The sequence below is a fragment of the Bradyrhizobium sp. CCBAU 45321 genome (genome assembly GCF_028128975.1).
Taxonomy (GTDB): Bacteria; Pseudomonadota; Alphaproteobacteria; order Rhizobiales; family Xanthobacteraceae; genus Bradyrhizobium; species Bradyrhizobium yuanmingense.
The window spans coordinates 14,317-40,147 of the sequence record NZ_LFKZ01000120.1; the positions used below are offsets into that span (position 1 = coordinate 14,317).

A 25,831-nucleotide genomic window follows, 5' to 3' on the forward strand; every position below is an offset into this window, starting at 1 on the left:
CGGAGCAGACCTTTCGAACTCTCTGCATCCAGCAATGGCTGGGCGCTCGACGTCGCTCTCCCTTGCGCTGCTTCACGCATATCGTCGTCCCAGCAAGCGCCCAAGCGGCGCGAGGAACGATTCAACACAGCGTGAGTTCGACCTCAAATCCAAGAAACAAAGCAAGAGGGTAACGCGATGACACGATCCGTGGAGGAGTTGAGACGGGAGTCCGAGCGTAGCCGCGCGGAGCTGGCGGCGACGGTCGGACGGTTGAAGGAGCAGATATCGGACACCGCCGAGGACATTCGCCTCAAAGTCTCGCCGCAGCACATCAAATCCGAAGTCACCGAATACGTCAGCCACAAGACCCAGAGCTGGGTCAAAGGGCTCAAGCAACAGATCATGGACAACCCGATGGGCGCAGTGGCCGCGGGCGCCGCAGTGGGCGTTCCGTTGCTTCGGTTGGTGCGAGGTACGCCGTTGCCACTTCTCATGATCGGCGCAGGACTCGCCCTGACCTCGAAGACGGTGCGCGATCGTGCTGCAGACGTCACCGGCCCGGTCTTGGACAAAGCCGGGCACATGCTTGAGGGGGTGGCCGAGGGCGCACGGGCGATGCAGGGCGATGCCAAGGAGACGCTGTCCTCCGCGCAAAGCCGAACCGCTGGCATGGCTGATGACGCGCAGGAGAAGGCCGCCGGCATTGCCGCTGATCTTCGGGAGAGCGCGGCGCGTGCTTCCAGTTTTGCGAGTGAAAAGCTCAAGAGTGGCATGAATGCAACCAGGGATGCCGCCGCGAGCGCGCCTGACCAGGCCCGGCAGACCATTGGTGACAATGCTGCGCTCATCGGCGGCCTGGGCATCGCGATCGGCGCCATCATTGCGGCTGCTCTTCCCGAGACCAAGGTCGAAGCTAAGGTTATGGGCCGGACGAGCGACGGGGTGAAGCAGGCTGCTGCCGCCGCGGCGCAATCCGGGTTCGAGGCCGCGAGAGACGCCACCACGTCGGCCGCCGATGCTGCGGCGCAAAGGGTCGCCGATGCTGATCTCGGCACCCATGCCAGCCGCATGACGCAGAACATGGCGGACACTCTGAAGGAGGCTGCGGACGACGTGGTCAAAGCTGCCTTTAGCCCCTCTCAATCCAACACCTGAAGGAAACCATCATGAGCGATTTGGACCCGCGCAACGTGACGCAGTTCGCAAAGAACCAGGACAAGGGCACCGCGAAGGACATGAAAGAGCAGATCGGCGATGCCGGAGCGGAGATGAAGCAGCGCGCCGGCGATGCGTTCCGGGCATCGGCCGACGTTGCGCGCGACAAGTTCGGCGAGGCCGCGGATGCAGCAAAGGGCGTTGCGGACGGAACCATGGACCAGATCCAGAGCCAGGCGCGCGAACAGCAGCGATCGGGCGCCGATTTCGTCGAGCGCCTCGCGGGCAACATCCGCGAGGCCGGCCGGGCTTTCGAGAGCGACGTACCGTTCGCCGCACGCGGCATCGGTTCGGCGGCGGACTATGTCGAGGATGCCGCCCGGAAGATCCGGGACGGAAGTTTCCGAGATCTTGTCGCAGGCGCGACCGATTTCGCCAAACGTCAGCCGGCCGCCTTTCTTGGCATATCGGTGCTGGCTGGCTTCGCGGCCGTTCGCTTCCTGAAGGCATCGGGCGGACAATCGTCATCCCAAGGGCAGCGCAACACCCCCGGCAGCACGTCGGGGAGCGGGCAAATGTCGGGTGGGAGCTCTTTTTCGGCGGGAGAGCAAAACTGGAATCGGGAGTCCGGGACCCGTAACCCCCATACGCAACAATCCTCATCCTTCCAGGGTAGCACGTTACCATGAGCATCGAGCGCGATATCAAAACCAGCAAAAGCGAGTTCAGGGAAATCTCGACGCTGCTCGGCGATGCCATGTCGCAGTTCGCCAAGCTGTTCCAGAACGAGATCGACCTGGCAAAGGCAGAACTTGGCGAGAAGCTCCAGAAGATCGGCGGCGCCGTCGGCTTGATCGTAGCCGGCGCCGTTCTGGTGATCCCGGCCATCGTCATGGCCTTATTCGCTCTATCCGCCGCATTGATCTCCGCAGGATGGTCGCAGCCGCTGTCATATCTGACATCGGCGGTCATCGCTGCGGCCGTCGCCGCCGCGCTCGTCGCCATGGGCATGAACCGGCTTGATATGCGTCAGCTGGCGCCCCGCGAAACGATCGGCCAGCTGGAAAAAGACAAGGACACCGTGAAGGGAATGGTGCGATGAGCAGCACAAAGATCAGCTTTATCGACAATCTGGTAACGGCCGCCAGGGACAACCCGCTCGCCGCAGCCCTCATCGGAGGCGGCGCGCTTTGGCTGTTGGCCGGAGACCAGAGGCTGAAGACTGTGGCGCGTTCCGCCGCCGAGGCCGTCGAACCTGTTGCCGATATCGGGACGAGTGGTTTCAGGTCGGCAGCATCCGCGATCAAGCAGACCGTGGCGCCGCCGACCGCCCCCGAAATGGACAACGACGGCTCGCAACGGTTCGGGGAGACCCTGCGTGGTGCGACCGCCGCCGCTTCCGATACTGTGTCGCAGGCCGCCGAGGGCGTTCGGGATCGTTTCGACGAGGGCGTCGCCTTCGCGCAGGAGCAATTCAGCAAGCTGGGCAATGCGCTTCCGAACAAGGACACCATGACGAGTGCGAAGTCGTCACTGGCGGACATGCTGGAGCGGCAACCGCTCGTGCTGGGGGTCGTGGGCATCGCAATTGGTGCGGCCGTGGCGGGCGCGTTCCGCGCCTCCGAGGTCGAGAACCAGTATATCGGAGACGTCAGCGACGACGTGAAGGCCGACCTGAACCGGCGCGCCGGTGCGGTCTCGCAGGCCCTGCGTGAAGCCTCGGACACGGTTGTCTCGGAAATCAGCGATACCGGCGCCGAAATTGTGGACCGAGTCAAGCAGGCCGGGATGGACGCCGCGGCAGCTGCCCGCGCCGAGGTGAAGGCTCCGCAATGAGGCGAGGGAGAGCGGGGTGCGCCGCCACGCGCCCCGCTCTGGTTGGGTGCTCAGGCAGGTGGGTTGTCCTGAAGGCGAACCTAATCCCAGTATGGAATGGCGGGACGGGCGATCATCAGCCAGAAGATCATCAGCACGGCCGCGAACGCCGGAAAGCCGAAGGCGAACCACCATCGGAAGAGCTGGTAATATCGCGCAGGCAGCTTGCCGTTGGTCGCGACCGCTGCGATGGCGAGATCGCGCATCTGCATCTGCATCCACACCACCGGCAGCCAGAAGGCGCCGATCACGAGATACAGTGCAATCGACGCCGCCACCCAGCCGTCGCCGAGGGAATACCCGCTCGACCAGGTGAGCCATGTCCCGGTGATCGGCTGCAGGATCACGGCACTCGCCGTGAACAGGAAGTCGGCCAGCACCACCGTCCGCGCGACGCCCGCGATCTCGCGCGGGTCGCCGCGCAGATGTGCCACCAGCATGAAGAAGGCGATGCCGGCCCCGGTGCCGAGCAGCACGGCAGCACCGATGATGTGCGCCATCTTCACGAGGAAGTAGAGCATCAGCGATCCTCCCGGATCGCCATGGCGACCAGATTGAGCATGATCACCGGCCAGATCTTCAGCATCGGTCCCAGCGGATCGGCCCACAGCCGCGGCACCAGGACGGTGCCGATCACGGCATAGGTGAGCGAGATGATCAGTGCGGCCCAGAGTCCGTAGCGGCTCAGAGGCCGCCAGAGAATGGCGATGCCGATGACGATGTCGGCGAGCGCGCCCGCGGTGACGACGAGCGCCGCGACGTTCCCTTGCAGCCCGCCTTCAAGCAGCAACGACATGCCGATGTTCCAGCCCGCGCTCAGCGAGATGATGCCGGTGGCGATCCAGAACGCGCCGAAGACGCCAAAGATCAGCGGCTTGAGCGCATACAGCTGAGCAAACCAGCGTTCCTGCACCGACGCAGGCTCGCGTGCGAGCGCGACTTCGAGATCGCGCGATGGAGTGCCGGTCAATCGACGCCAGGGCTCGGGATCGCCGGTCGCACCGCGGCGCATTTCCGCCTGTGCCGTCGTGTTGATGGGCGTTGGCCATCCCAGCATCTGCGCAACGTCGCCCGCACGATAGGCAATTGAAGCCGCCCAGCGCGGCAGCTGCAGGCGATAGGCCGGGCGCCAGCGCAGCCAGGCGCGAAACAGCGCGACCGCATCGCTGAAGGCGATCCGCCGCGGGCCGGCCAGATCGACCGCGACCCGTGAAGGCGCGCCGGGCTGCAGGAAGAACAGCACGGTCTCAACGACGTCGTCGAGATGCACCGGTTGAATCGCCGCCGTGTCCGGCATGACCGGCAGAACCGGCAGCGCCGCCAGCCCGCGCAGCAGCGCGCTGCCACCATAGGCGGGCCGGCCGACCACGACAGAAGGCCGCAGCACCACCCAATCGAGCTCCCGCGCCATCAAGGCGGCTTCGCCCTCGCGCTTGGTGCGGGAAAAATCGCTGAGCGCATCATTGCTGCCGATTGCCGAGAACAGGATGACCCTGCGGACCCCGGCGGTCTCGCAGGCCGCATAGAGCGCCGCGCTGCCGGCGACATGAACGCCTTGCATGTCCTGTCCCTGCAGCGCACCCGCTGCATTGATCACGGCATCGACGCCGGCGAGAAGGCCCTTCCATTTCGACGCATCGGTGGTTCGGGCGACATCGAGCGTGATGTGGCGAGGATCGTGCGTCGCCGCGGGATGGCGCGACACCAAGATGCAGTCATGTCCTTCGGCGGACAGCCTGGCGTGGATCGCCGATCCGATAAGTCCTGTAGCCCCGACGAGAAGGATGCGCATCGACTGATCCTTCGATGGGCGGCCTGGGCAACGCCTTGATCAAGCCTTGAAGATACGGACCAATAAAGCGGGGCTGCAATCGTTCCTCGCGGGGGAACTGATGGGTTTGGCTGCAGGCAGAGAATCGGACACCTCGCCCCGCGCAGCTCCCTTGAAACTACTGGCGGATGATCGAAAGGGTACGGAGCGACGCAGCGGCGTGATCCGCGAATGCCCTCACAGCCGGTGTGGTGCGCCGGGAGCCGGGAATCACGACTTGAACCGGTACGGCCGGCGGCTCATAGGCCGGAAGAAGACGCACGAGCTTGCCCGACGAAATCTCGGCTTCGACCTGATAGGATAAAAGTCGAGCGATGCCTTGGCCCGATGTCACGGCGGCAATGACCGTGTCGAGATCTGTCGTCATGAGGCGCGGCATCATGCGAACCGTGTGCAAGCGACCTCGATTCTGAAAACGCAGTTCGGTCGGCCCCGCAAATCCGGAAAAGAACACGACATCGTGCTTCGGTATGTCTCGCGGATGTCGAAGCTCAGGTTGCCTGCGCAAGTAGGAAGGGCTGGCCACCAGGACGCGACGGACCGACCCCACTGATCTGACGACGAGGCGCGAGTCGCGCGGCTGACCTATCCTGACCGCAACATCGATGCCTTCACTGATCAGGTCGAGCGATCTTTCACCCATGACGAGCTCGATACGGATCGCCGGATGAGCGTCAAGGAAGCTCGATACGATCGGAGCGACATGACGGCGTCCGAAGATGGTGGGAGCGGCTATTCGCAGGATACCGTGCAGCGGAGCCCCTTCCGTCTCGACAAGCCTGCTCATGACGGTCGAGTAGCCGTTGACCAGCTCGCGGGCGCGCTCAGCAAAGTGGCGTCCGGCATCCGTCGGTGCAAGACGGCGGGTTGTTCGCTCCACCAATCGTCTTCCGACCCTTTCCTCGAGGGCCGCAAGCGCGCGAGTGACCGCGGGAGGTGAACGCTTCAATCGCTTTGCTGCGCCTACCAGACTTCCAACCTCAACTATCGCGACGAATGTCGCAAGTTCATCGAGCCTGTCCATCGGATCATTCCCCGAAATGGAATTGTGACTTTCAGCATTAATTCTAGTGCAATTCAGGAGGTCGTAATAGCCTTCGAATGCGGTCGGCAGCGGAGGCGATCATGATCGCGGCAGCGCGAGAGGCCATAAAGGCTGATAACGCAGACGCGGCGCGCTCGCGTTCTTGAACGAGCATTAGTGCCCCGCCTTTGTTTCGCAACACGTTTCGAAAGGTGCCCTCATGCCCGCAGCATTGGAATTTCTGTTGTGGTGTGTCGCGCTCGCAACGTGGCTGATGCTTTTTTGCGCGGTGGTCAGTGAGCGCTTGAAGCGGCTCTCAAAGCTTTTCAGTCATCTGCGCGAGATTGCTTTCAGGCACAGGGTGAAGTGACTCGGTGGGGCCATCGGATCAGCCTCATCTGAGAAAATCGCGACGATGCCGTCTCGAAGGGCGAGGCGCAGCGTGAGACCCGTCAATGGCGTCTGCAACAGCCGAGCGGCCCTGGGCGGCGGTGCTCGTGAGCGCTTCCGGTAAGATTCCGTTGCTGCTATCCTCTCGCAAAAGAACGTCTTGCGGAGGAATACGGTGCGCCCCAACGGGATAACCCTTGATCCGTCGGCCGGCGATATCACGCCCGCGGTGCTCGCCATCGGCCGCTCCGATTTTCCCGATGTGCTCATCGACACGCTGCGCCGGCAGGCCGATGTCGGCCATTGCATGGTGTTCGCGCTGAGCCGGGCCGGCGCGGCAAGCTGCCTGCTCGATGCCGGCAACATCCCGATCGGCGCCGATCTCGGCGCCGCCTATGCCGGCCAGTTTCACGAAACGGATCCCAACCGCGATGCGCTGTTCGAAGGCGAGGGCGGCGCGCCGATCATGCTGTCTCACTTCGCGCCGCGCATGTACGGCGCGCGCTACCGCAAGATCTTCTTCCAGGATTCCGGCATCGTCGACAAATGTGCGACCGCGATCTGGACCGGTGACACCTGCTTCTACGTGAACTTCTACCGCATCGCCGCGCAGGGCCGCTTCAGCGCCGCCCAGCGCGCGCGGCTCGGGGCGATCGCACCGGCGATCGCAGCCAGCGTCGCGCGCCATTTCCAGGAGAAGCCGACGTCCGATCTTGCGACCCTGTTCGCGACGCGCAAGCCGCTCTCCGCGCTCACCCCGCGCGAGCAGGAGGTCTGTCGCCGCATCCTCGCAGGCTTCAGCTCCGAGGCGATCTCGCAAGGACTCGGCATCAGCCTGCATTCGACCCTGACCTACCGCAAGCGCGCCTATGAGCGGCTGGGCATCTCCTCGCAGAGCGAGCTGTTTGCGATCGTGCTGCGCCTGCTGACGGGTCCGCGCGGCCTGAACTGAGGATATTGGTCCGCGATCTGTTGACCAAAAAGCGAAGGTGCCTGAAAAATCGATATGTTCGACTGAATTCGTTAAGCCCGCCGAAGTGGAGTCCCTGTATCAGTTTGGAGATACGCTAGGTTGGGCGAAAAGAGATGTTCATATCTCGCGGCTCCTCGGTGAAACCTCCGCTTGTCGACAGAATCCAGCTCTGGCTTTCGAAAAGCCGCGTGATCGACGGCCTCTGGGTTGGATCGCTGTCGGATGATCCCGAGCAGGCTCTGCAACGCGTTGAGGCCGCGCTTCGGCTGATCGAACGGTTTGCTCCGCTTCATTACCAGCGGGTCAAGAAGAGCCTTTCTCGAATCTGGGTGCAGCTGGTTCCATACGGCGCAGCCTGCTATCAGCATTCCCTGAACGCGTGCCTACTTGACTCGCGCGTTGTTGCTTCCGAAACCACGACGATCGAATGGGTCGCGTCCGCAATCGTTCATGAGGCGACCCATGCACGCCTCGAGAGGTGGGGGATCCGCTACGACGAAGCAGCCCGCCCCCGGATCGAACGGATATGTGTCAGAAGAGAGCGCGACTTTGCCCGCCATCTGGTGGGCGTTGATGCATTACAGGAAGAGATTGCGCAGATCCTCGATTTGTGCGGTGACGAAAGCACGCACTTTACAGACCAGAACATGCGGCAGAGCATGGACGAAGGCGCCGTGGAGGCGCTCCGTCATCTGCGAACGCCGGAATGGGCCATAGCTCTCCTGTTCAGGATGAGAGATTTGCGCCTTGGAGTCCGCCGGTTCACACGACGCATAGCCGGTGTTTTGGTGCGATGATCGTGGCTCTGACCGCCATTCGCGAAGCTCGCGCACGCGGCGGGGCCCAACGTCCGGCGAACCCGAGCTAACCCGACGATCGTCTCTCGACGGCCGCCTCGATCTTTCTCCAGGGCGGCGTTTGTGTGCCGCAAGTCGACCAGATGCTGTTCGCACATCTCGATCAGCGTCCGGCCGGGCGTCTGCACGCCCTTCGGCAACAAAGCCCGATCAGCGCTGCCAGAGAGACACCGGCAGCGAGCCCCTTGGGCAAAAATTAACGTTGCGCGACCCAATATGCTCGACATGCATTCCGAATGGCGTCGTCAACTGCCCTATCTGGTTCACACCAATAGAGAGCTCGGCCTGATGCTCCGGGGCACCAAGCCCCTCGCATATTTCACGGATTTCGTTGGCCTTGAACCAGATATCTGTGCTCGGTATTGGCGCATGTTCGACCGGCATGTCGCTGAAGGCCGCCTGACGAAGCGCGAGCTGATCGAGCCATGTCCTGGGGCGCCGCAGCTCGAGTATCGGATGCTGTTCTACACATTGCCTGGTCACGAGTGGCGGATTGACGCCATGCTTGCGCTGCTGAACGAGCCGGGAGCTTGGTCCGAGGGTCGCGAACGGCGCTTCGGGGAATTGCTTGGTTACGAGACCTGGCAGATCGACCATTGGCTGACACATGGTCGCTCGCTGGCGGACGCCTAGTCTGCGGTCCGTATCACCAGCCTATCACCAGGGACAGATGCAAGGTCGGTATCCAAATGCGCGGTTGCCGCACACTGGCACCCCTGCAGCGCTCGGACGAGCGCTTTGCTATGCGGAAAGTCGGGAACGATAGGGCGCGGTGAGCAGCAGCATGAACAGCGCTCTCTCGGCCTGGTACTTTGCTGCGGGTCGACTGGCTTCCCGGCCCTGCATCACCACCGCGCCTTGAATGGTGCAGACGGCCCAGCTCCATCTCCTGCGCCTGCGCTGCGCCAGGGTCATTTCGAAAATCGGAAATTCCGGTCCCGCCATTGCCGCCGCTTCTCGCCAGACATCCAATTTGGGCGGAGTTGAACCCGGCGGGCCGGCCCGTGTCTTCACCCATTTGGGTGAAGCGAAGTTTGCCCCTGCCGGGGCAGGCCACCGCACAAGTCCGGCGTCAATCTCTCAGCGGCAATTTGGGGATCGCACCGAAGAGGGCAGCTGCGCTCTTCTGGTTCCGCGTTCCCGTCTTGGCGAGGACGGCCTTGACCTGCGTGCGGATGGTTTCGCGGCTGAGCCCGTGATGCGCGGCGATATCGCCGATCGTCTGTCCTTGCGCAATTCCGCGCGCAACGCGCGCCTCGCTCGGGGTGAGATCGAATAGGCCACGAATGAGGGCAAGGCTCGGTGCCTGCGAGGCGGCGACCGGCGTTGCGATGAGGAGGCCAACCGCCCCATCGAAGAGATCGCGGGCTTCGCCCGGCATCGACACGAGATGAAGCACCACCCGATCGAGATCGCTGCTGCGACGCGCCGCAAAGGAGCACACGGCCTTGTCCGGCGCATCGAGTTGAGCGAGGCCAGCGCGCAGCAGGGTGTCGGCCGCGCGGTCCTTGATGGCGATCCGGTCCTTCGGCAGCCATTGCAGAACGTCGGTCATGCCTTCGATCAAGGCGTTGGCGGCCAGAACCCGCCCGGAGCGCGTGATCGCAAGGGCCGGCAAGCCGACCAGAGACAACGCCTCGGTTGCCGCCCGCATCCGGGTGAGGCGCCAGCGCGTCGACAGCAAAGCTGCCCGCGCGAGATGGGGGCGAAAGCGGTCGAGAAATTCGAGGTCCTGCCGCGAAAAGGCGGGGCGGCCGGCCAATCTTTCCATATGGAAGACGATGATCTCGCCGGACGGGCTGCGGACCGCCGTCGCGCAGGCATGCTCGAAGCCCCATTTCTTGTTCCATTCCACCCGATATGGATCGCGCTCCCATTCCTCCGGCGAAAACGCCTCGTGCTCGCCGACGAAGCCGGGATGATCGAGCGCAAGGAGTCGCGGGGTCGTCTCCGTCCGGCTGGAGAGGTCGCCACTCAGGAACGCCGAGAAGGCCTCGCGAATCGACGGCGACGCCACGGCGCCGTTCCAGACACCGGACCATTGATCGGAGTCCGAGGTGATCATGACCATGCCATGCGCGCCCGCGGCATGAGCGATTTGCTCCAGGACATCAGGCCAGAGCTCTGGAACGGTCGCTGCCTCGTGGATGCGGTCCACGATCTGCTCGAAATCGATGCCCGTCATTGCTGCGCTGGACCCATCAGATTCGACCGATCTTTCAGACGCGCGGCGTGCATTTCTGCAGCAGCCTTCGTGCTTCGCCCGCCCAAGGCCCTTGATACCAATCCGCTTCGGCGGAACCAATTGCTACTTTTTCCCAAGCTGGCCCGGATGGACGGCTAGCAGAAATCATGTCCATATATCAACTATTTGACAGGTCAGAGGTTGTCCCGGCGGCTTTCAAGGTCGGTCTGATTCCGTAAGCCGGGGGCAGCGCTGAATGGACCACGGTTCTCGGCGCATCAACCTATCGGCGTTCGCGGGTAGAGGAGGTGAGCATGATCCTCATATGGCTTGGAGTGCTCCTTGTTTTCGGCGGCCTATTCCAAATGGCGTTTCAGCCCATTTGGCGAGGTCGATTCAGTGGTGGGAAGTGGCTTCGCTCCGGACGTGACACGCTGGAGCCCGAAAGGCCCGGTAGCGGCTTCGGCGTCAAATCGAACTGGCCTGGACTTGTGATGGTCGCGCTTGGCGGCGCTTTCTTGCTGGCCGGAGCTGCCATCTGAGTTGAAAGCAGACAAAGGCCTGAGAAGATACAGGATGGCCGAACCCGTCGAGCTGCGCCAGTTCAGAAGGCAGGCCCTGGATATCGTGCTGAGCTGGAATTTTCTTCCAGAGGTGAATGATGCGCAACCCCGTCGCACCTTTGCCGAGTTGACCTCGCAGCAGTTCGACGCTGGCATGGTTGACGCGAGCGGCAGCTTGTGGCCCGCCTGTCCCAATCCATGGGGACAGACGGCGGCAACTGAAAGGCGCTAGCCTCGGCATCGAGGAGACCACAAGGGAGCGAAGCTTGAGCACCGCGCCGCGCATCGAGATCGACCCGGCTGCCTTCTGGGCCGACCCCTATCCGATGCTCGCCAAGATGCGGAAGGAGGCGCCGATCGCCTTCGTGCCGCAGCTCGGCTCGACGCTGCTGACGAGCCGCGACGACATCTCGATCTCCGAGAAGCAGATCGACGTGTTCTCGTCGCACCAGCCCGCCGGCCTGATGAACCGGCTGATGGGCCACAACATGATGCGCAAGGATGGCGAAGCGCATCTCGTCGAGCGCCGCGCCATGTTTCCGACGGTCTCGCCGAAGACGGTGAAGGGCTACTGGACCGCCCAGTTCCAGGCCCATGCGGATCGCATCATCGCTTCGCTCGAACCGGGCCGGATCGATCTCATGCGCGACTTCGCGCTGCCGTTCTCCGGCGAATGCCTGAAGTCGATCACCGGCCTTACCAATATCGGCTTTCAGGACATGGATTCGTGGTCGCAGGGCATGATCGAAGGCATCGCCAATTATGCCGGCGACCCTGAGGTCGAGGCGCGCTGTCATGCGGCAACCGCGGGCATCGACGCCGCGATCGACGACATCCTGCCGGTGATGCGCAAGCATCCCGACCAGAGCATTTTGGGCGTGCTGCTCGCCTCGGACATGCCGATGGAGAGCGTGCGCGCCAACGTCAAGCTCGCCATCTCCGGCGGCCAGAACGAGCCGCGCAAGGCGATTGCCGGCACGGTCTGGGCGCTGCTGACCCATCCCGACCAGCTCGATCTGGTCCTGCGCGGCGAGGTGTCGTGGCTGCAAGCCTTCGAGGAATATGCCCGCTGGATCTCGCCGATCGGCATGTCGCCGCGCCGCATCGCAAAACCCTGGACCATTCGCGATGTAGCGTTCGAGCTCGACGAGCGCGTGTTCCTGATGTTCGGCTCCGCCAACCGCGACGAGAAGCATTTCGAGCGCGCCGATCAGTTCGACGTGCGGCGCGACACCTCCAAGAGCGTCGCCTTCGGCGCCGGCCCGCATTTCTGCGCCGGCGCCTTCGCCTCGCGCGCCATGATCGCCGACGTCGCACTGCCGACATTGTTCGCGCGCGCCTCGCGCATCGAGCTCGCCGAGGACGAAGAGGTGCGGATCGGCGGCTGGGCCTTCCGCGGGCTGCAGAATCTACCGGTGAGGTGGGAGCAATAGGGCGGTAGGTGCTCGTGGCACGTCGCTCGTCACACGTTCGGTGTCATCGCCCGGCTTGACCGGGCGATCCAGTACTCCGAGACAGTTGTGGTGGAATCGCCGGGCCGCGGCGTACTGGATTCCCCGCCTTCGCGGGGAATGACGGCGAGAGGGTGGAGGGAGCTCCGCGCCTCAGCACCCACTACGAAATCATGCCGTTCTGCCGCTGTTTTGCCCGACGAGTCAAACGCACTTCGGATAATACGTAAGTCGTTGTTTTCGCCACGCCCGGCTACTGTGCATGGGGTTGTTTTGCGACTTTGTATGTTCCGCCGGTCCGGGCCCGACCAAATCCGTGGAGCTCTCACATTCGCGTGCAGAAAAATTCCATCCTCATTCGCTTCGCCGCTTGAAAGATTAATCACGCGCGCGGCATGCAGCGCAGTGCTCGCATCGCTATTTTCCCGGACGTCTCGACACTTCCGATGACGCGCACCATCATTCGGCAAACGTGAATGATGACGGCCGCACGCGGCCGGGAGTGTGGAATGCAGCGTCGAGACTTTCTGAAACTTTCGGTTGGAACTGCGGCCGCCGCCGCGTTCGCATCGCCTGCGATCGCGCAAGGCGCGGTGAAGGAAATTCGCATCGGCTATCAGAAGACCGGCGTGCTGGTCATCACGCGCCAGCAGGCTGCCCTGGAAAGACATTTCGCAGCCTCAGGCATCGAGGTGAAGTGGATCGAGTTCTCCTCGGGCCCGCCGATGATGGAGGCGATGAATGTCGGCAGCGTCGATTTCGGCGCGGTCGGCGATTCCCCGCCGGTGTTTGCCCAGGCCGCGGGCGCGGCGATCGTCTACGCCGCCGGTCAGCCCATCACCAACGGCCAGGGCATCCTGGTGCCGAAGGATTCGCCGATCCGCGACATCGCCGATCTCAAGGGCAAGCGCATCGGCTTCACCAAGGGCTCCAGCGCCCACAACGTCGTAGTGCAGACGCTGGAGAAGGCCAGCCTCACCTATGCCGACATCACACCGGTCTACCTGACGCCGCCGGATGCCGGCCCCGCCTTTGCTCATGGCAGCATCGAGGCCTGGGCGATCTGGGATCCCTATTTTGCGATCGGCGAGACCAAGCAGAACGGCCGCATCCTGATCAATGCGCGCGAGGTCACCAAGACCAATTCCTTCTACATCGCCAACCGCGAGTTCGCGAAGAACCATGGGGCGATCCTGCAGCAGATCGTCGACGTGACGACCGCGGCAGGCCAATGGGCCGAGCAGCACCGCGACGAGGTCGCCAGATCGCTCGCCGCGATCACCGGCGTTCCCCTGGATATCCAGACCGTCGCCGCCAATCGCGCGAACTTCGTGGTCGGCCCCGTCACCGACGAGATCGTCGCGACCCAGCAGGGCGTCGCCGACCGCTTCTACAAGCTCGGCCTGATCCCGAAGCCGATCGTCATTCGCGACATCGTCTGGCGCAACCCGGCAGCCTGACCGTGCCGACAACTCTTCCCGTTCAAAAAGGTCTGAACATGAAGCGCATCGTTCAACGCGTGATCGCAGCCATCGTGCTGTCGATCGGCATCGTCGCGGCCGCCGTCGGCACGACTTACGGCTAGGGGCGATCCATGAACCAATCCAACGCCAACATCCTCTGGTTCCTGCCGACCCACGGCGACGGCCGCTATCTCGGCACCGGCATCGGCGGCCGCGAGGTCAACTTCAACTATCTGCGCCAGATCGCGCAGGCCGCCGATCAACTCGGCTATTTCGGCGTGCTGTTGCCGACCGGGCGGTCCTGCGAGGATTCCTGGATCGTTGCGTCCTCGGTCGCGCCGTTCACCGAGCGGTTGCGCTATCTCGTCGCCGTTCGTCCCGGCCTGCAATCGCCGAGCGTAGCCGCGCGCATGACCGCGACGCTTGATCGCGTCTCGAACGGCCGGCTCCTCGTCAACGTCGTCACCGGCGGCGATCCCGTCGAGAACAAGGGCGACGGCATCTTCCTCGGCCATGACGAGCGCTACGAGGTCACCCGCGAGTTCCTCAGCGTCTACAGCGACCTGCTCGCCGGCAAGACGGTGAACGTCGAGGGCAAGCACATCCGCATCGAGGGCGGCAAGCTGCTGTTTCCCCCCGTGCAGTCGCCGCGGCCGCCGCTCTATTTCGGCGGCTCGTCCGATGCCGGCATCGACGTCGCGGCGGACACCGTCGACAAATATCTCACCTGGGGCGAGCCGCCGGCGCTCGTTGCCGAGAAGATCGCGAAGGTGAGGGAGGTTGCCGCGGCCCGTGGCCGCAAACTCTCCTTCGGCATCCGTCTACACGTCATTGTCCGCGAGTCCAATGAAGAGGCCTGGCGCGCCGCAAACGAGCTGATCAGGCACGTCAGCGACGACACCATCGCGCTGGCCCAGAAGAACTTTGCCCGTATGGACTCGGTCGGTCAGCAGCGCATGGCGCAGCTCCACGGCGGCAATCGCGACAAGCTCGAGATCGCGCCGAACCTGTGGGCCGGTGTCGGCCTCGTCCGCGGCGGCGCCGGCACGGCGCTGGTCGGCGACGCCCAGACAGTGGCGGCGCGCATCAAGGAGTATCAGGATCTCGGCATCGATACCTTCATCATGTCGGGCTATCCGCATCTGGAGGAAGCCTATCGCTTCGCCGAGCTGGTGTTCCCGCTGCTCGCGCTGGAGCAGCCGAGCAACGTGACAAAGCTGCATTTCAACGGCGGTCCGTTCGGGGAGACGGTCGGCAGCGATTTCCGTCCGCAGCACCGGGTGTCGCAGTCATGAGCCTGATCGACAGCATTTCGCTTCCGCGCAGCATCCGCCTGCCGCGGGCCGACGGCCTGATCCAGTGGATCGTGCCGCTCGCCATCATCGCGATCTGGCAGGTCGCGAGCGTCACCGGCTTCGTGCCGACGCGGGTGCTGCCGGCGCCGAGCGACGTCGTGCTCGCGGGCTGGAAGCTGCTGGTGTCCGGTGAGCTCGTCCGCAACATCTGGGTGTCGTTCTGGCGCGCCTCGACCGGCTTTCTGATCGGCGGCAGCATCGGCTTCGCTTTCGGACTCGCCAACGGCCTGTCGCAGCTCTCGGCCAGGCTCACCGATACCACCCTGCTGATGGTGCGCAACGTGCCGCATCTGGCGCTGATCCCGCTGGTCATCCTCTGGTTCGGCATCGACGAAAGCGCAAAGCTCTTCCTGGTGGCGCTCGGGGTGTTCTTCCCGATCTATCTTAACACGCTGCACGGCATCCGCACCGTCGATCCGCAGCTGATCGAGATGGGCCGCATCTACGGCATGACCGATAGCGAACTGTTCCGCCGCGTCATCTTCCCGGGCGCGCTGCCTTCGATCTTCGTCGGCATCCGCTTTGCTCTTGGTATCATGTGGCTGACGCTGATCGTCGCTGAGACCATCGCGGCCTCTTCCGGCCTCGGCTACATGGCGATGCAGGCGCGCGAGTTCATGCTGATCGACGTCGTCGTGCTCTCGATCCTGATCTACGCCCTGCTCGGCAAGCTCGCCGACAGCGCCTCCCGCGTGCTGGAGCGTCTGACGCTCTCCTGGCACCCCGCCTTTCAAAAACGTTGAGCAGAGATATTGGCAATCACATGCAGACAGCGCTTCGTACTTCCCTTCCCGAGACCGAGCTCGCCAGCCGCGCCAATTTCGCCCCACACGCGCGCGTAGTGCGCGAGGAGCGGCCAATTCAGGCCAGCGGCCTGCCGCTCAGCATCCGCGGCCTGCGAAAGTCCTTCGGCGACAACGAGGTGCTGCGCGGCATCGATCTGCACATTCCCGCCGGCCAGTTCGTCGCGATTGTCGGCAAGAGCGGCTGCGGCAAGAGCACCCTGCTGCGCCTGATCGCCGGCCTCGACAAGATCGATGCCGGCAGCATCAGCTTCGGGCAGGATATTCAGCCCGAGGACATCCGCGTGATGTTCCAGGAGCCGCGGCTGCTGCCCTGGGCCCGCGTGCTCGCCAATGTCGAGGTCGGCCTCGGCCGCGATCGTGCCTCAAGCGATGCGCATGCCCGCGCCGAGAAGGCGCTGATCGAGGTCGGCCTCGCTGACAAGCGCGATCAATGGCCGTCGGTGCTCTCAGGGGGCCAGAAGCAGCGCGTCGCGCTCGGCCGCGCGCTGGTCTCGCGCCCGCGTGTGCTCGCCTTCGACGAGCCGCTCGGCGCGCTGGACGCGCTGACCCGCATCTCGATGCAGCGCCTCTTGGAGCGGGTCTGGCGCGATCAGGGCTTTACCGCGATCCTGGTGACCCACGATGTCTCGGAAGCCGTGGCGCTGGCCGACCGCGTGCTCGTCATCGAGGAGGGCCGCATCGCCCATGACGTCACGGTTAACGCCGCCCGGCCGCGCCAGCGCGGCTCCGGCGAGCTTGCCGGGCTCGAAGGCTCCATCCTGAGCCACCTGTTGTCGGCGGACGATCGTACCTAAATAGAGGGAACCCCCGCTTGCGGGGAGTAGCGCCATGAATGTAGTGCCCCGCGAGCTCATGACCGAAATTCCCGTCTCGTCCGCCGATTTCCGCGGCGCCATGCGCCACCTCACCGGCGGCGTCAGCGTCATCACGGCCGGGCGGGGCAAGGACATCTCCGGCATGACTGTGACCTCGGTCACCTCGCTGTCGGTCGAGCCGCCGACGCTGCTGGTCAGCATCAACCGCGACGCCTCGTCGTTTCCGCTGATCCGCCGCCACGGCGCCTTCGGCGTGAACATCCTCAACGCTGACCAACTCGACATTGCCGAACGCTTTGCCGGCAAGGGCGGGCTGAAGGGTGCGGATCGCTTTGCAGGCAGCCAATGGGTGACGGCAGTCTCGGGGGTTCCGCTGCTGGTCGGCGCGCTCTCGGCCTTCGATTGCGAAGTCGAGGAGATCGTCGAGCGGCACTCGCACGGCATCGTCATCGGCCGCGTCAGGGACATCAGGAGCTCGACCCGCAATGCCGCGCTGGCCTATTGGCACGGCCAATATGTTGCGGTCGACCAGGACGAAGACGCGGCCCGGCTCGCCGATGTCAGCCTTCCCGCGCGCGGCCGGCGCGGCATTTGATCGCCGTCGGCGAGCCTCGCGCAAGGCTGGCCTTTTCCGCCTCGTCGCTCTAGAAGCGCTCCTGAGCTGTCCCGCCGTACGCATGGAGCGGAACGATGAAGCGCGTGGCTACCTTGATCTTCTACGCCATCGGCGCGCTCGCGATCGCCTATCTCGCGCTCTACGCCTATGCGATGTTCTCCGGCTCTCCGATCGTGCCGGGCGATCCCATCCACATCTTCCGCAAGCCGGATGCGCCGAGCTATTCGTAGAACTTGGTCGGTCTCGTAGGGTGGGCAAAAGGCGCCCTTGCGCCGTGCCCACCATCTCTCCAAGGCAGCAACGGAACGGTGGGCACGCTTCGCTTTGCCCACCCTACGGCACCTCCGTTCACCCCCGCAGAATCGCCAGCGCCAGCGCCTGTGCGCGCGGCACGATGCTGTCGATCTCCAAATATTCCTCCGGCGTGTGCGCGAGCCCGCCGACCGGACCGAGACCGCAAATGGTCGGCGTGCCGACCGCGGCGGTGAAGCCGGAATCGGCGCAGCCGCCGGAGAACTCGCCCTGCAGCGTGGTGAGGCCCACCTGCCTTGCGGCCGCCTGATAGCCTTCGAACAGCGCCTTCGAGTCCGCGCTCTGCACCACCGGCACGAACTCGCCCTTGATCGACAGCGTCGCGCTGGTGCCCGGCACGTAGGAGGTCGCGACGATCTTTTCGATCGCACTCATGATCCGCGCGCGATCGGCCGGATCGACATAGCGCAGGTCGATCTGCCCTTCCGCGTAAGGCGCCGTCGTATTGACGGACTGCCCACCCGAGACGAGGCCCACATTGAGCGTGATGCCCTTGTCGAGGTCGGTGAGCGCGTGGATTTGGACGATCTTGTGCGCGAGCTCGCCAATGGCGCTGACGCCGGCGGCGAAGTTGGCGCCGGAATGCGCGGCCTTGCCGGTGATGGCCATGTGCATGAAGATGCCGCCCTTGCGCCCGGTGACGACGTTGCCCGTGGGCCGGCCCGGCTCGGAATTGAACACCGCGCGGGCCGCGCGTCCCTCGCGCTCGATCACAGGGCGCGAGGAGGGCGAGCCGATCTCCTCGTCGGAGGTGATCAGCACCTTGATCGGATGCGGTGAGCCGCCGAACTTGTGGAAGGCGGCGGCCACGAACACGTTCATGACAAGGCCGGACTTCATGTCGGCGACACCGGGTCCATAGGCGCGGCCATCCCGGATCGTGAACGGCCGCCGCCCGGCCTCGCCCTTGCCGAAAACGGTGTCGCGGTGCCCCATCAACAGCACCGGCTTCTCGTTGCTGCCGGGCTTTGCCACCTCGGCATGGATCGCGTCGCCGAACGTGCCGTGGCCTTCGCGCCGGAACGGAATGCCGTGCTCGGCAAAATGCCGCTCGAACCGCGCACCGACCGCATCGACGCCTTCCTTGTCGTAGGAGCCGGAATCGATGTTCACGACGTCGCGCAGCAGGTCGATCATCGCCTGCTTCTGCGACGCCAGCCAATCCGTGATTTGAGCTTCAGACATGTTGTCCCTCGCGTGGTTTTCGGGCGAGGTTATAGGGCGTGCCGCGCGGATGGCATAGTCACGTGGCGCGGTTCGGTCATGCGAAGGACGCTCTTGAGGTTCGTCATTGCGAGCGCAGCGAAGCAATCCAGTCTGTCGCCGCCGAGGGATTCTGGATTGCTTCGCTGCGCTCGCAATGACGGGGTGGCGGCCTGCGCCAAACGAAAAATGCCCGGAGTTGGCCCGGGCATTCGCGTCCGCTCGATGGTCGCGGGCGTCTACGCGCCCATCATCGGCATCCGCGGATATTCCCCGGGCGTGCCTGCGGGCGGGATCGGGATGCCGCCGTCGGCATATTCGTTGAGCTTGTTGCGCAGCGTGCGGATCGAGATGCCGAGGATGTTGGCGGCATGGGTGCGGTTGCCGAGGCAGTGCTTCAGCGTCTCCAGAATCAGATCGCGTTCGACGTCGGCGACGGTGCGCCCCACCAGTGCGCGCGTCACCTGCTCGGCGGCCATAGTGGCATGCGCCACGGCCGGGGCGGTCTTGGCGAGGTCGAGGCGGTCGCCGTCCGGCGTGATGATGGCGTCGGGCCCGATCTCGTCGCCCTGGGCCATCAGCACCGCGCGGTGCATGGTGTTTTCGAGCTCGCGGACGTTGCCCTGCCAGCGGTTGGCGGAGAGCACGCGGCGCGCCTCGGCCGAGAGCGGTCGCAGCGGCACGCCGTTGGCCTCGGCATATTTCTTCACGAAGTGCTGGGCGAGCTCGAGGATGTCGGCGGGACGCTCGCGCAGCGGCGGGATCTTCAAATTCACGACGTTGAGGCGGAACAGCAAGTCCTCGCGGAACGTGCCCTCTCGCACAGCCTCGGCGAGATTGCGGTTCGAGGTCGCGATGATGCGGATGTCGACCGGAACCGGCTTGGTGCCGCCGACGCGGTCGATCACACGCTCCTGGATGGCGCGCAGTAGTTTCGATTGCAGGCGGACGTCCATCTCCGAGATTTCGTCGAGCAGCAGCGTGCCGCCGGTCGCCTCCTCGAACTTGCCGATGCGGCGGGCGACCGCGCCGGTGAAGGCGCCCTTCTCGTGGCCGAACAGCTCGGATTCCAGCAGGTGCTCCGGGATGGCGGCGCAGTTGATCGAGATGAACGGGCGCTTGGCACGGGCCGAACGGGAGTGAACGTAGCGCGCCAGCACTTCCTTGCCCGTGCCGGATTCGCCGGTGATCATCACCGAGGCGTCCGAGCCGGCGATCTGCTGGGCGAGCTTGATCACTTTTGCCATCGCGTCGTCACGGTAGACCAGCTCGCGGGAATCGTTGGCGACGGCAGCCAGCACCGCGGCGATCAGCTCCGGATCCGGCGGCAGCGGGATGTATTCCTTGGCCCCGGCATGGATCGCGGCGACCGCGGCGCGGGCGTCGTTGGTGATGCCGCAGGCGACGATCGGGGCGTGGATGTGCTCGGCTTCCAGCCGCAGCACGAGGTCGCGGATGTCGAGCGCGACGTCGACCAGCAGGAGGTCGGCGCCCTTGCCCCCGCGCAGCACGCGCATCGCCTGCTCGTGATCCTCGGCATGGGTCACGGTGGCGCCGTTCTCCATCGCGATCTTGGTGGCGGTGGTGAGCTGGCCCTTCAATGTGCCAACGATGAGAAGCCGCATGTCAGTCTCCTGTCCGTCTGCTCGCGCCGTCGCGCGTCATGTCCTTGCGTGTCAGCCGCGTTCGGCCTTGATGATTTCCGTCATGGTCACGCCGAGCTTGTCCTCGACCAGGACGACCTCGCCGCGGGCGACCAGCTTGTTGTTGACGTAGATGTCGATGGCCTCGCCGACGCGCCGGTCGAGCTCGAGCACGGTGCCCGGTCCGAGCTTCAGGAGCTCGCCGACGTCCATCTTGGAGCGGCCGAGCACGGCCGAGACCTGCACCGGCACGTCGAACACCGCCTCGAGGTCGGCGGCGGCACGCGCCGCATATTCGTCCTCGTTGTAGCCGACGTCGGTGCCGGCAGGCGGCATCGGGCCATTGAGATCGGGCAGCGGGACCTGTCCGTCGGTGTCGCTCATGGTTTAGCTCCCCCTGCGGGACGCGATGTAGCGTCCGACCATTTCGTCGATCTTGGCCGCGATGGCGCCGCGCTCCAGCACGACGCCGCCATCGGCCCATTCGATCCGGCAGTCGCCGGTGGCAATTTCCGGCTCGGCCAGGATCACCAGCCGGCCCTCGAAGCCGCTCTGCTTGGCGAGCCGCTCGATCTTCTCGCGCGCGCTGTCGTAGAGCGCATCGTTGATGCGGACGACGAGATGCGGCGTCGCGACCAGATGCGAGAAACAGTCCTTGACCAGCGCGATGACCTCGCCGAGCGGCTCGGCGGCGACGAGGTCGGCGCACAGCTTGCGCGCCACCGCGACCGCGACCTCGACCGCCTCGGTCTCCATCCTGGTCTCGATGTTGCCGATGCCGGCGGCGACACCGCGGATGGCGATGTTGATCTCTTCCATCGCGAGTGCGACGCGGCGGTCGCTCTCGGCCTTGGCCTCGCGCTGGCCGGCGGCAAAGCCGTCCTGATAGGCGCGGGCCTCGGCTTCTGCGACCTTCTGCGCGATCTCGGCCGCGGTCGCGGCCTTCTCGCGCGTCGCGCGCTCGGGCGCCGCGAAGTCGGTATCGAACAGGAATTTTGCCGGAGCGGCCATCAGTACACCAGCTCGTCGTCGGCGCGGTTCTTGGTCAGCATGATCTCACCCTTGGCGGCGAGGTCCTTGGCGAGATTGACCAGCAGCGCCTGGGCTTCGTCGACGTCGCGCAGGCGCACGGGGCCCATCGCCGCCATGTCGTCCTGGAGCATCTTGGCCGCGCGCGAGGACATGTTGCCGAAGAAGAAGTTGCGGACGTCCTCGTTGGCGCTCTTGAGCGCGACGCCGAGCTTGTCCTTGTCGACGTTGCGCATCAAGGTCTGGGCGGAGCCGGAATCGAGCTTCACCAGGTCGTCGAAGGTGAACATCAGCGCCTTGATGCGCTCGGCGGATTCGCGGTTGTCCTCTTCCAGCGAGGTGATGAAGCGGGTTTCGGTCTGGCGGTCGAAATTGTTGAAGATTTCCGCCATCACCTCGTGGGCGTCGCGGCGACGGGTCTGCGACAGGTTGGACATGAACTCGACGCGCAGCGTCTTCTCCACGCTCTCGATCACCTCCTTCTGCACCGCCTCCATCTTCAGCATGCGGTTGATGACGTCGAGCGCGAGCTCCTCGGGCAGGATGGCGAGCACCCGGGCGGCATGCTCCGGCTTCAGCTTCGACAGCACCACGGCGATGGTCTGCGGATATTCGTTCTTGAGGTAGTTGGCGAGGACCTCTTCCTGCACGTTGGAGAGCTTCTCCCACATGTTGCGCCCGGCGGGCCCACGGATCTCGTCCATGATGCCGTTGACGCGTTCCGGCGGCAGGTATTGCTGGAGCAGCCGCTCGGTGGCGTCGAAATTGCCCATCAGCGCGCCCGAGGCCGACATGCGCGAGACGAATTCGAGCAGCATGTCCTCGACGGTGTCGACCTCGACGGTGCCGAGCGTCGACATCTCCAGCGAGAGCTGACGCACCTCGTCGTCGTCGAGCAGGCCCCAGATCTTGCCGCCATATTGCTCGCCGAGCGCCAGCATCAGGATCGCGGCGCGCTTCGGCCCCGCTAGGCCCTGGGTTTTGGGACCGCCCTCACGGCTGCCGGCGCGCTGACCGAGCGTGGAGATCACGCTGGTGATGTCGTTCGAGTTGGCGTTTTGCAAGGTGGCGGCCATGTCAGATCACTTCTTGATGCGCTTGGCTTCGGTTATTTCGCCGGCTCAGTCAGCCATTGGCGGATGATTGCGACGGTTTCGTTGGGATTGCGTTCGGCGAGTTCGCCGACGCGGTGAACGGACTGGGCGTGGACCTGGCCCTGAATGGTGGCGACGTCGATGGCGCTGGTGCCGCCGCTCGGCAGCAGCGGCTGGCCGGCCGGCGCGGCCTCTTCCGAGGCAGCTGGGCCCGTCAGCACGCCGGAGATGGCGGCGGCGACCTCGTCGGAGGCGAGAATGCGCTTGACCAGCGGGCGGATCACCAGGAACAGCACGACGAGGCCGAGCAGCATCATCACGCCGAGCTCGACGAAGTACATGACGTCGTCCTTGGTGAACTGCAGCATGCCGAGGAAGCCGCCGGGTTCGCCGATCGGGGCGGTGGAGGGCGCGTCGGCGAAGCGCAGGTTGACGACCTCGACCTGGTCGCCGCGCTTCTGGTCGAAGCCGATCGCCGAGCGCACCAGCGTGGCGATGCGGTCGAGCTGCTCCTTGGTGCGGTCCTGATACGCCAGCTCGCCCTTGTCGTTCTTGCTGTAGATGCCGTCGACCAGCACCGCGACCGAGATGCGGTTAACCCGGCCGGCCTCGGTCACCTCGGTCTTGGTGGTGCGGGAGATCTCGTAATTGTTGGTCTCCTCGGTCTTCTTGCTCTGGTCCTTGGGCGCGACGCCGTTGTTCTGCTGGTTGCCGGGCAGCTCGTTGTTGACGGTGACCTGGCCGTTGTTGTCGGCGGTCATGCTCTGCTCTTCGCGGGTCTGGCTCGAGCGCAGCACGCGGCCCTCGGGGTCGAATTTGTCCGAGGTCTGGGTGACCTTGTTGAAGTCGAAATCGGCAGAGAGCTGCACGCGGGCGCGGCCCGAGCCGACCACGGAGGAGACGATGTCCTCGACCTGCTTGCGCATCCGCTTCTCGAAGGCGATGCGGCGCTCCTCGCCGATGGCCTGCTCCGGATCGGTCTGGGCGCCGTCGGCGAGCAGCTGGCCGGCCTCGTCGACGATGGAGACCCGCTGCGGCTTCAGCCCGTTGACCGCGGAGGCGACGAGATGGCGGATGGCGCGGATCTGCTGGGCTTCCAGTGCGCCGCGGACGCGCACCACGATCGAGGCCGACGGTTCCGGCGCCTCGCGGGCGAACAGCGGCCGCTCGGGCAGCACCAGATGGACGCGGGCGGCCTGGATGCGGTCGATGGCCCGGATGGTGCGGGCGAGTTCGCCCTCCAACGCGCGCAGGTGGTTGATATTCTGGACGAAGGAGGTGGTGCCGAGCGCGTCCGACTTGTCGAACACTTCGTAGCCGACGCCGCCGCCCTTAGGCAGGCCGCCCTCGGCGAGCTTCATCCTGAGACGCGTGACCTTGTCCTTGGGCACCATGATGATGGAGCCCTCATTGCGGATCTCGAACTGGATGCCCTGGCGTTCCAGGTCCTTGATGATGCTGGAGGAGTCTTCGACGGACAGGTCCGTGAACAGCGTCGTCATCTGCGGCGTGGTGACGCGCATGATGACGAACGCAAAGAAGCCGATGAGCGCGGCGGTGACCGCGATCATTGCCCCGAACCGGGCGGCACCGATACTCTTCAGAAAGTCCGCAAGCCCTTGCAAGCAACCGCCCCACAGCTCCGGCCGCTTCACTGGAAAGGCCGACTGGGCAATTATTGCCTAGGTGATGGTTTCGATATGGTTAACGAAGGTTAAGAGGTCGGACAAAAGTGCATCATGAAAAAAATCGGCCTCGCAGAGCGAGGCCGATTTTCGTCAAAAACCGCAGAATTCCGGATCGCCTACTGGCGATATTGCTGGATGCGGGTGGTGCGAAGACCCGCCAGACCGTGCTGGTCGATGGAAAACTGCCAGGAGAGGAATTCGTCGACCGTCAGGGTATAACGGCTGCAGGCCTCCTCGAGGGAGAGAAGTCCGCCACGGACAGCGGCGACGACTTCGGCCTTGCGGCGGATGACCCAGCGTTTGGTGCCGGGTGCAGGCAGATCCGCGATCGTCAACGGACTGCCGTCCGGCCCGATGACGTATTTTACCCTCGGGCGATGGGGTTCTGTCATGGCGTACTCACAAACTCTCAACCACTGAACTCACGCCGTAACCGTAACCCCCGCGGCTTAAAAATCCGCTAAGCCTAAGGGTTCAATACAATTCTCGTTGAAACTTGCGGGAACGCGGCCGACTCGGCGGGCGGAAGACGCAATCTCGGCCGGCTGAGCGGGGCAGAAGGTAAATACTTTACTAACAAAGAGGGTCTGCCGAGGTGCCGCGGAGTCCCTCTCTTGTCATCCCGGGGCGCGCGGAGCGCGAGCTATGATGCGCAATTGCGCATCTGAGGATCCATAACCCCAGGAAGGGGTTTGACGAAGACTTGGGAAACCAGCTATGCGCTCCAACCACACCCTGTGGCTATGGATCCCCGCCCCCCGTGCGCAATTGCGCACTAGGCGGGGATGACACCGAACTTGTCGCTGCAGCGCTCCCTCAATTGCCCGTCGCAATGATGCTCTTGACCTGGCTCAGCGTGTAGCTGGCGCCGTCGATGGTGAGCAGCGGCGGCGACTGGGTCAGATCGACCGACGACACCACGCCCTGCACCTGCGCGGCGATGCCGACATTGTTGTTCGCGACGTCCTTGCCCGTGGCCGAGATCGTGTACTTGCCGTCGGGCCATTGCGTGCCGTCATTGCCCATGCCGTTCCAGGTGAAGGGGATGTCGTTGCCGGCGGCGGCGGTATATTTGCCGTTGAACACGGTCTGGCCGCTGGAATTGGCGATCGAGATCTCGACCGTGGAGTCGGTCGGCACGTTGAGATGCCAGGTCGCCGACGAATTCTTCATCGTCGCGGTCGAGCCGTCGACCAGCGCGGTCTTGCCGACGAAGCCCAGCGCCTGGGTCGCCTGCGTGGTCTGCTGCAGGGTGACGAGCTGAGCCAGCGATTCGTTGGTCTTGAGCTGCTGCTCGACGCCGGCGAACTGCACCAGCTGCTGGGTGAACTGGTTGGTATCGAGCGGATCGAGCGGGTTCTGGTTCTGCAGCTGCGTCGTCAGCAGGGTCAGGAAGGTCTGGAAATTGCCGGCGAGCGTCGACCCCGTGGTCGAGCTCATCGACGAATTCGACGAGGATTTCGGCAGGTCGGTCGTTCCGGAGACGACCGCGGGCGAAGTGGCGGCATTCGTGGTGGTCAT

General features: G+C 64.5%; 29 protein-coding genes. 16 read left to right on the forward strand and 13 right to left on the reverse strand.

Features of this window, described 5'->3' with window-relative positions; all coding sequences use genetic code 11:
• Positions 1–177: 177 nt before the first annotated feature.
• Genes ACM43_RS16380 through ACM43_RS16395 form a run of 4 tightly spaced genes read left to right on the forward strand, consistent with a single transcriptional unit; the run spans position 178 to position 2,973 of the window.
• A complete protein-coding gene (locus tag ACM43_RS16380; RefSeq protein WP_271541285.1) occupies positions 178–1,137 on the forward strand; it encodes a DUF3618 domain-containing protein in 960 nt (319 codons plus the stop codon).
• 11 nt (positions 1,138–1,148) lie between these two features.
• Complete coding sequence (locus ACM43_RS16385; RefSeq protein ID WP_271541287.1) at positions 1,149–1,826, forward strand: hypothetical protein; 678 nt, start codon at positions 1,149–1,151, stop codon at positions 1,824–1,826.
• Positions 1,823–2,239 (forward strand): phage holin family protein, encoded by a 417-nt coding sequence (locus tag ACM43_RS16390; RefSeq protein WP_157287398.1) that lies wholly within the window; start codon positions 1,823–1,825, stop codon positions 2,237–2,239. Before ACM43_RS16385 ends, ACM43_RS16390 begins: the two co-directional genes overlap by 4 nt.
• Positions 2,236–2,973: a hypothetical protein gene (locus tag ACM43_RS16395; protein ID WP_271541290.1), complete on the forward strand. Its 738-nt coding sequence runs from the start codon at positions 2,236–2,238 to the stop codon at positions 2,971–2,973. The genes ACM43_RS16390 and ACM43_RS16395 overlap by 4 nt, the downstream gene beginning before the upstream one ends.
• An 80-nt stretch (positions 2,974–3,053) precedes the next feature.
• Here the strand turns inward: ACM43_RS16395 and ACM43_RS16400 are convergent, their stop codons facing one another.
• The 3 genes from ACM43_RS16400 to ACM43_RS16410 all read right to left on the reverse strand — a co-directional run bounded on the left by ACM43_RS16400 (position 3,054) and on the right by ACM43_RS16410 (position 5,867).
• Positions 3,054–3,533 (reverse strand): DUF2269 family protein, encoded by a 480-nt coding sequence (locus ACM43_RS16400; RefSeq protein ID WP_271541292.1) that lies wholly within the window; start codon positions 3,531–3,533, stop codon positions 3,054–3,056.
• Positions 3,533–4,804 (reverse strand): SDR family oxidoreductase, encoded by a 1,272-nt coding sequence (locus ACM43_RS16405; protein WP_271541293.1) that lies wholly within the window; start codon positions 4,802–4,804, stop codon positions 3,533–3,535. Before ACM43_RS16405 ends, ACM43_RS16400 begins: the two co-directional genes overlap by 1 nt.
• A 157-nt stretch (positions 4,805–4,961) precedes the next feature.
• Positions 4,962–5,867 (reverse strand): LysR family transcriptional regulator, encoded by a 906-nt coding sequence (locus ACM43_RS16410; protein WP_271541295.1) that lies wholly within the window; start codon positions 5,865–5,867, stop codon positions 4,962–4,964.
• A gap of 565 nt (positions 5,868–6,432) precedes the next feature.
• On the opposite strand from ACM43_RS16410, the gene ACM43_RS16415 reads away from it, so the two are divergent.
• From ACM43_RS16415 to ACM43_RS16425, 3 genes are all read left to right on the forward strand, one after another.
• Positions 6,433–7,209, forward strand: coding sequence for a helix-turn-helix transcriptional regulator (locus tag ACM43_RS16415; protein WP_271541297.1), 777 nt, complete (start codon positions 6,433–6,435; stop codon positions 7,207–7,209).
• Positions 7,210–7,418: 209 nt separating this feature from the next.
• Positions 7,419–8,027: a hypothetical protein gene (locus ACM43_RS16420; protein ID WP_271541298.1), complete on the forward strand. Its 609-nt coding sequence runs from the start codon at positions 7,419–7,421 to the stop codon at positions 8,025–8,027.
• Positions 8,028–8,303: 276 nt separating this feature from the next.
• Positions 8,304–8,720 (forward strand): hypothetical protein, encoded by a 417-nt coding sequence (locus ACM43_RS16425; RefSeq protein ID WP_271541299.1) that lies wholly within the window; start codon positions 8,304–8,306, stop codon positions 8,718–8,720.
• Between the two features lie 108 nt (positions 8,721–8,828).
• Here the strand turns inward: ACM43_RS16425 and ACM43_RS16430 are convergent, their stop codons facing one another.
• The gene (locus tag ACM43_RS16430) at positions 8,829–9,032 is read right to left on the reverse strand and encodes a hypothetical protein (protein ID WP_271541300.1); all 204 of its coding nucleotides are present in this window, start codon (positions 9,030–9,032) and stop codon (positions 8,829–8,831) included.
• 127 nt (positions 9,033–9,159) lie between these two features.
• Positions 9,160–10,272, reverse strand: coding sequence for a helix-turn-helix transcriptional regulator (locus ACM43_RS16435; RefSeq protein WP_271541302.1), 1,113 nt, complete (start codon positions 10,270–10,272; stop codon positions 9,160–9,162).
• A 576-nt stretch (positions 10,273–10,848) separates the two neighbouring features.
• Here ACM43_RS16435 and ACM43_RS16440 point away from each other — a divergent pair.
• From ACM43_RS16440 to ACM43_RS16480, 9 genes are all read left to right on the forward strand, one after another.
• On the forward strand, positions 10,849–11,067 hold the full coding sequence (locus ACM43_RS16440) for a hypothetical protein (RefSeq protein WP_271541304.1): 219 nt from the start codon (positions 10,849–10,851) through the stop codon (positions 11,065–11,067).
• A gap of 34 nt (positions 11,068–11,101) precedes the next feature.
• Complete coding sequence (locus ACM43_RS16445; RefSeq protein ID WP_271541306.1) at positions 11,102–12,268, forward strand: cytochrome P450; 1,167 nt, start codon at positions 11,102–11,104, stop codon at positions 12,266–12,268.
• A 527-nt stretch (positions 12,269–12,795) separates the two neighbouring features.
• On the forward strand, positions 12,796–13,746 hold the full coding sequence (locus ACM43_RS16450; protein ID WP_271541308.1) for a sulfonate ABC transporter substrate-binding protein: 951 nt from the start codon (positions 12,796–12,798) through the stop codon (positions 13,744–13,746).
• Between the two features lie 2 nt (positions 13,747–13,748).
• Positions 13,749–13,871 carry a hypothetical protein gene (locus tag ACM43_RS16455; protein ID WP_260344179.1) on the forward strand — a complete coding sequence of 41 codons (123 nt, stop codon included), beginning with the start codon at positions 13,749–13,751 and terminating at the stop codon, positions 13,869–13,871.
• Positions 13,872–13,880: 9 nt separating this feature from the next.
• Positions 13,881–15,044: an FMNH2-dependent alkanesulfonate monooxygenase gene (ssuD, locus tag ACM43_RS16460; protein ID WP_271541312.1), complete on the forward strand. Its 1,164-nt coding sequence runs from the start codon at positions 13,881–13,883 to the stop codon at positions 15,042–15,044.
• A complete protein-coding gene (gene ssuC / locus ACM43_RS16465; protein ID WP_271541314.1) occupies positions 15,041–15,847 on the forward strand; it encodes an aliphatic sulfonate ABC transporter permease SsuC in 807 nt (268 codons plus the stop codon). The genes ssuD and ssuC overlap by 4 nt, the downstream gene beginning before the upstream one ends.
• A gap of 20 nt (positions 15,848–15,867) precedes the next feature.
• Entirely contained in the window at positions 15,868–16,704 is an 837-nt protein-coding gene (locus ACM43_RS16470) for an ATP-binding cassette domain-containing protein (RefSeq protein WP_271541316.1), read from the forward strand.
• Between the two features lie 34 nt (positions 16,705–16,738).
• Positions 16,739–17,320, forward strand: coding sequence for a flavin reductase family protein (locus ACM43_RS16475; protein ID WP_157287384.1), 582 nt, complete (start codon positions 16,739–16,741; stop codon positions 17,318–17,320).
• A 95-nt stretch (positions 17,321–17,415) separates the two neighbouring features.
• The gene (locus ACM43_RS16480; RefSeq protein WP_035999067.1) at positions 17,416–17,571 is read left to right on the forward strand and encodes a hypothetical protein; all 156 of its coding nucleotides are present in this window, start codon (positions 17,416–17,418) and stop codon (positions 17,569–17,571) included.
• A 118-nt stretch (positions 17,572–17,689) separates the two neighbouring features.
• Here the strand turns inward: ACM43_RS16480 and ACM43_RS16485 are convergent, their stop codons facing one another.
• From ACM43_RS16485 to ACM43_RS16520, 8 genes are all read right to left on the reverse strand, one after another.
• Complete coding sequence (locus ACM43_RS16485; protein ID WP_271541319.1) at positions 17,690–18,838, reverse strand: M20 family metallopeptidase; 1,149 nt, start codon at positions 18,836–18,838, stop codon at positions 17,690–17,692.
• 257 nt (positions 18,839–19,095) lie between these two features.
• Positions 19,096–20,481: a sigma-54-dependent transcriptional regulator FlbD gene (gene flbD, locus ACM43_RS16490; protein ID WP_025034232.1), complete on the reverse strand. Its 1,386-nt coding sequence runs from the start codon at positions 20,479–20,481 to the stop codon at positions 19,096–19,098.
• Between the two features lie 51 nt (positions 20,482–20,532).
• Complete coding sequence (gene fliN / locus ACM43_RS16495) at positions 20,533–20,883, reverse strand: flagellar motor switch protein FliN (RefSeq protein ID WP_035704875.1); 351 nt, start codon at positions 20,881–20,883, stop codon at positions 20,533–20,535.
• Between the two features lie 3 nt (positions 20,884–20,886).
• Complete coding sequence (locus ACM43_RS16500) at positions 20,887–21,510, reverse strand: FliH/SctL family protein (protein WP_036043750.1); 624 nt, start codon at positions 21,508–21,510, stop codon at positions 20,887–20,889.
• Positions 21,510–22,604: a flagellar motor switch protein FliG gene (gene fliG, locus ACM43_RS16505; RefSeq protein ID WP_157287380.1), complete on the reverse strand. Its 1,095-nt coding sequence runs from the start codon at positions 22,602–22,604 to the stop codon at positions 21,510–21,512. Before fliG ends, ACM43_RS16500 begins: the two co-directional genes overlap by 1 nt.
• 32 nt (positions 22,605–22,636) lie before the next feature.
• Positions 22,637–24,247 carry a flagellar basal-body MS-ring/collar protein FliF gene (fliF, locus tag ACM43_RS16510; RefSeq protein ID WP_271541323.1) on the reverse strand — a complete coding sequence of 537 codons (1,611 nt, stop codon included), beginning with the start codon at positions 24,245–24,247 and terminating at the stop codon, positions 22,637–22,639.
• A gap of 179 nt (positions 24,248–24,426) precedes the next feature.
• A complete protein-coding gene (sciP, locus tag ACM43_RS16515; protein WP_002714638.1) occupies positions 24,427–24,702 on the reverse strand; it encodes a CtrA inhibitor SciP in 276 nt (91 codons plus the stop codon).
• Between the two features lie 424 nt (positions 24,703–25,126).
• Positions 25,127–25,831, reverse strand: a complete 705-nt coding sequence (locus tag ACM43_RS16520) for a flagellar hook assembly protein FlgD (protein WP_271541325.1) — start codon at positions 25,829–25,831, stop codon at positions 25,127–25,129.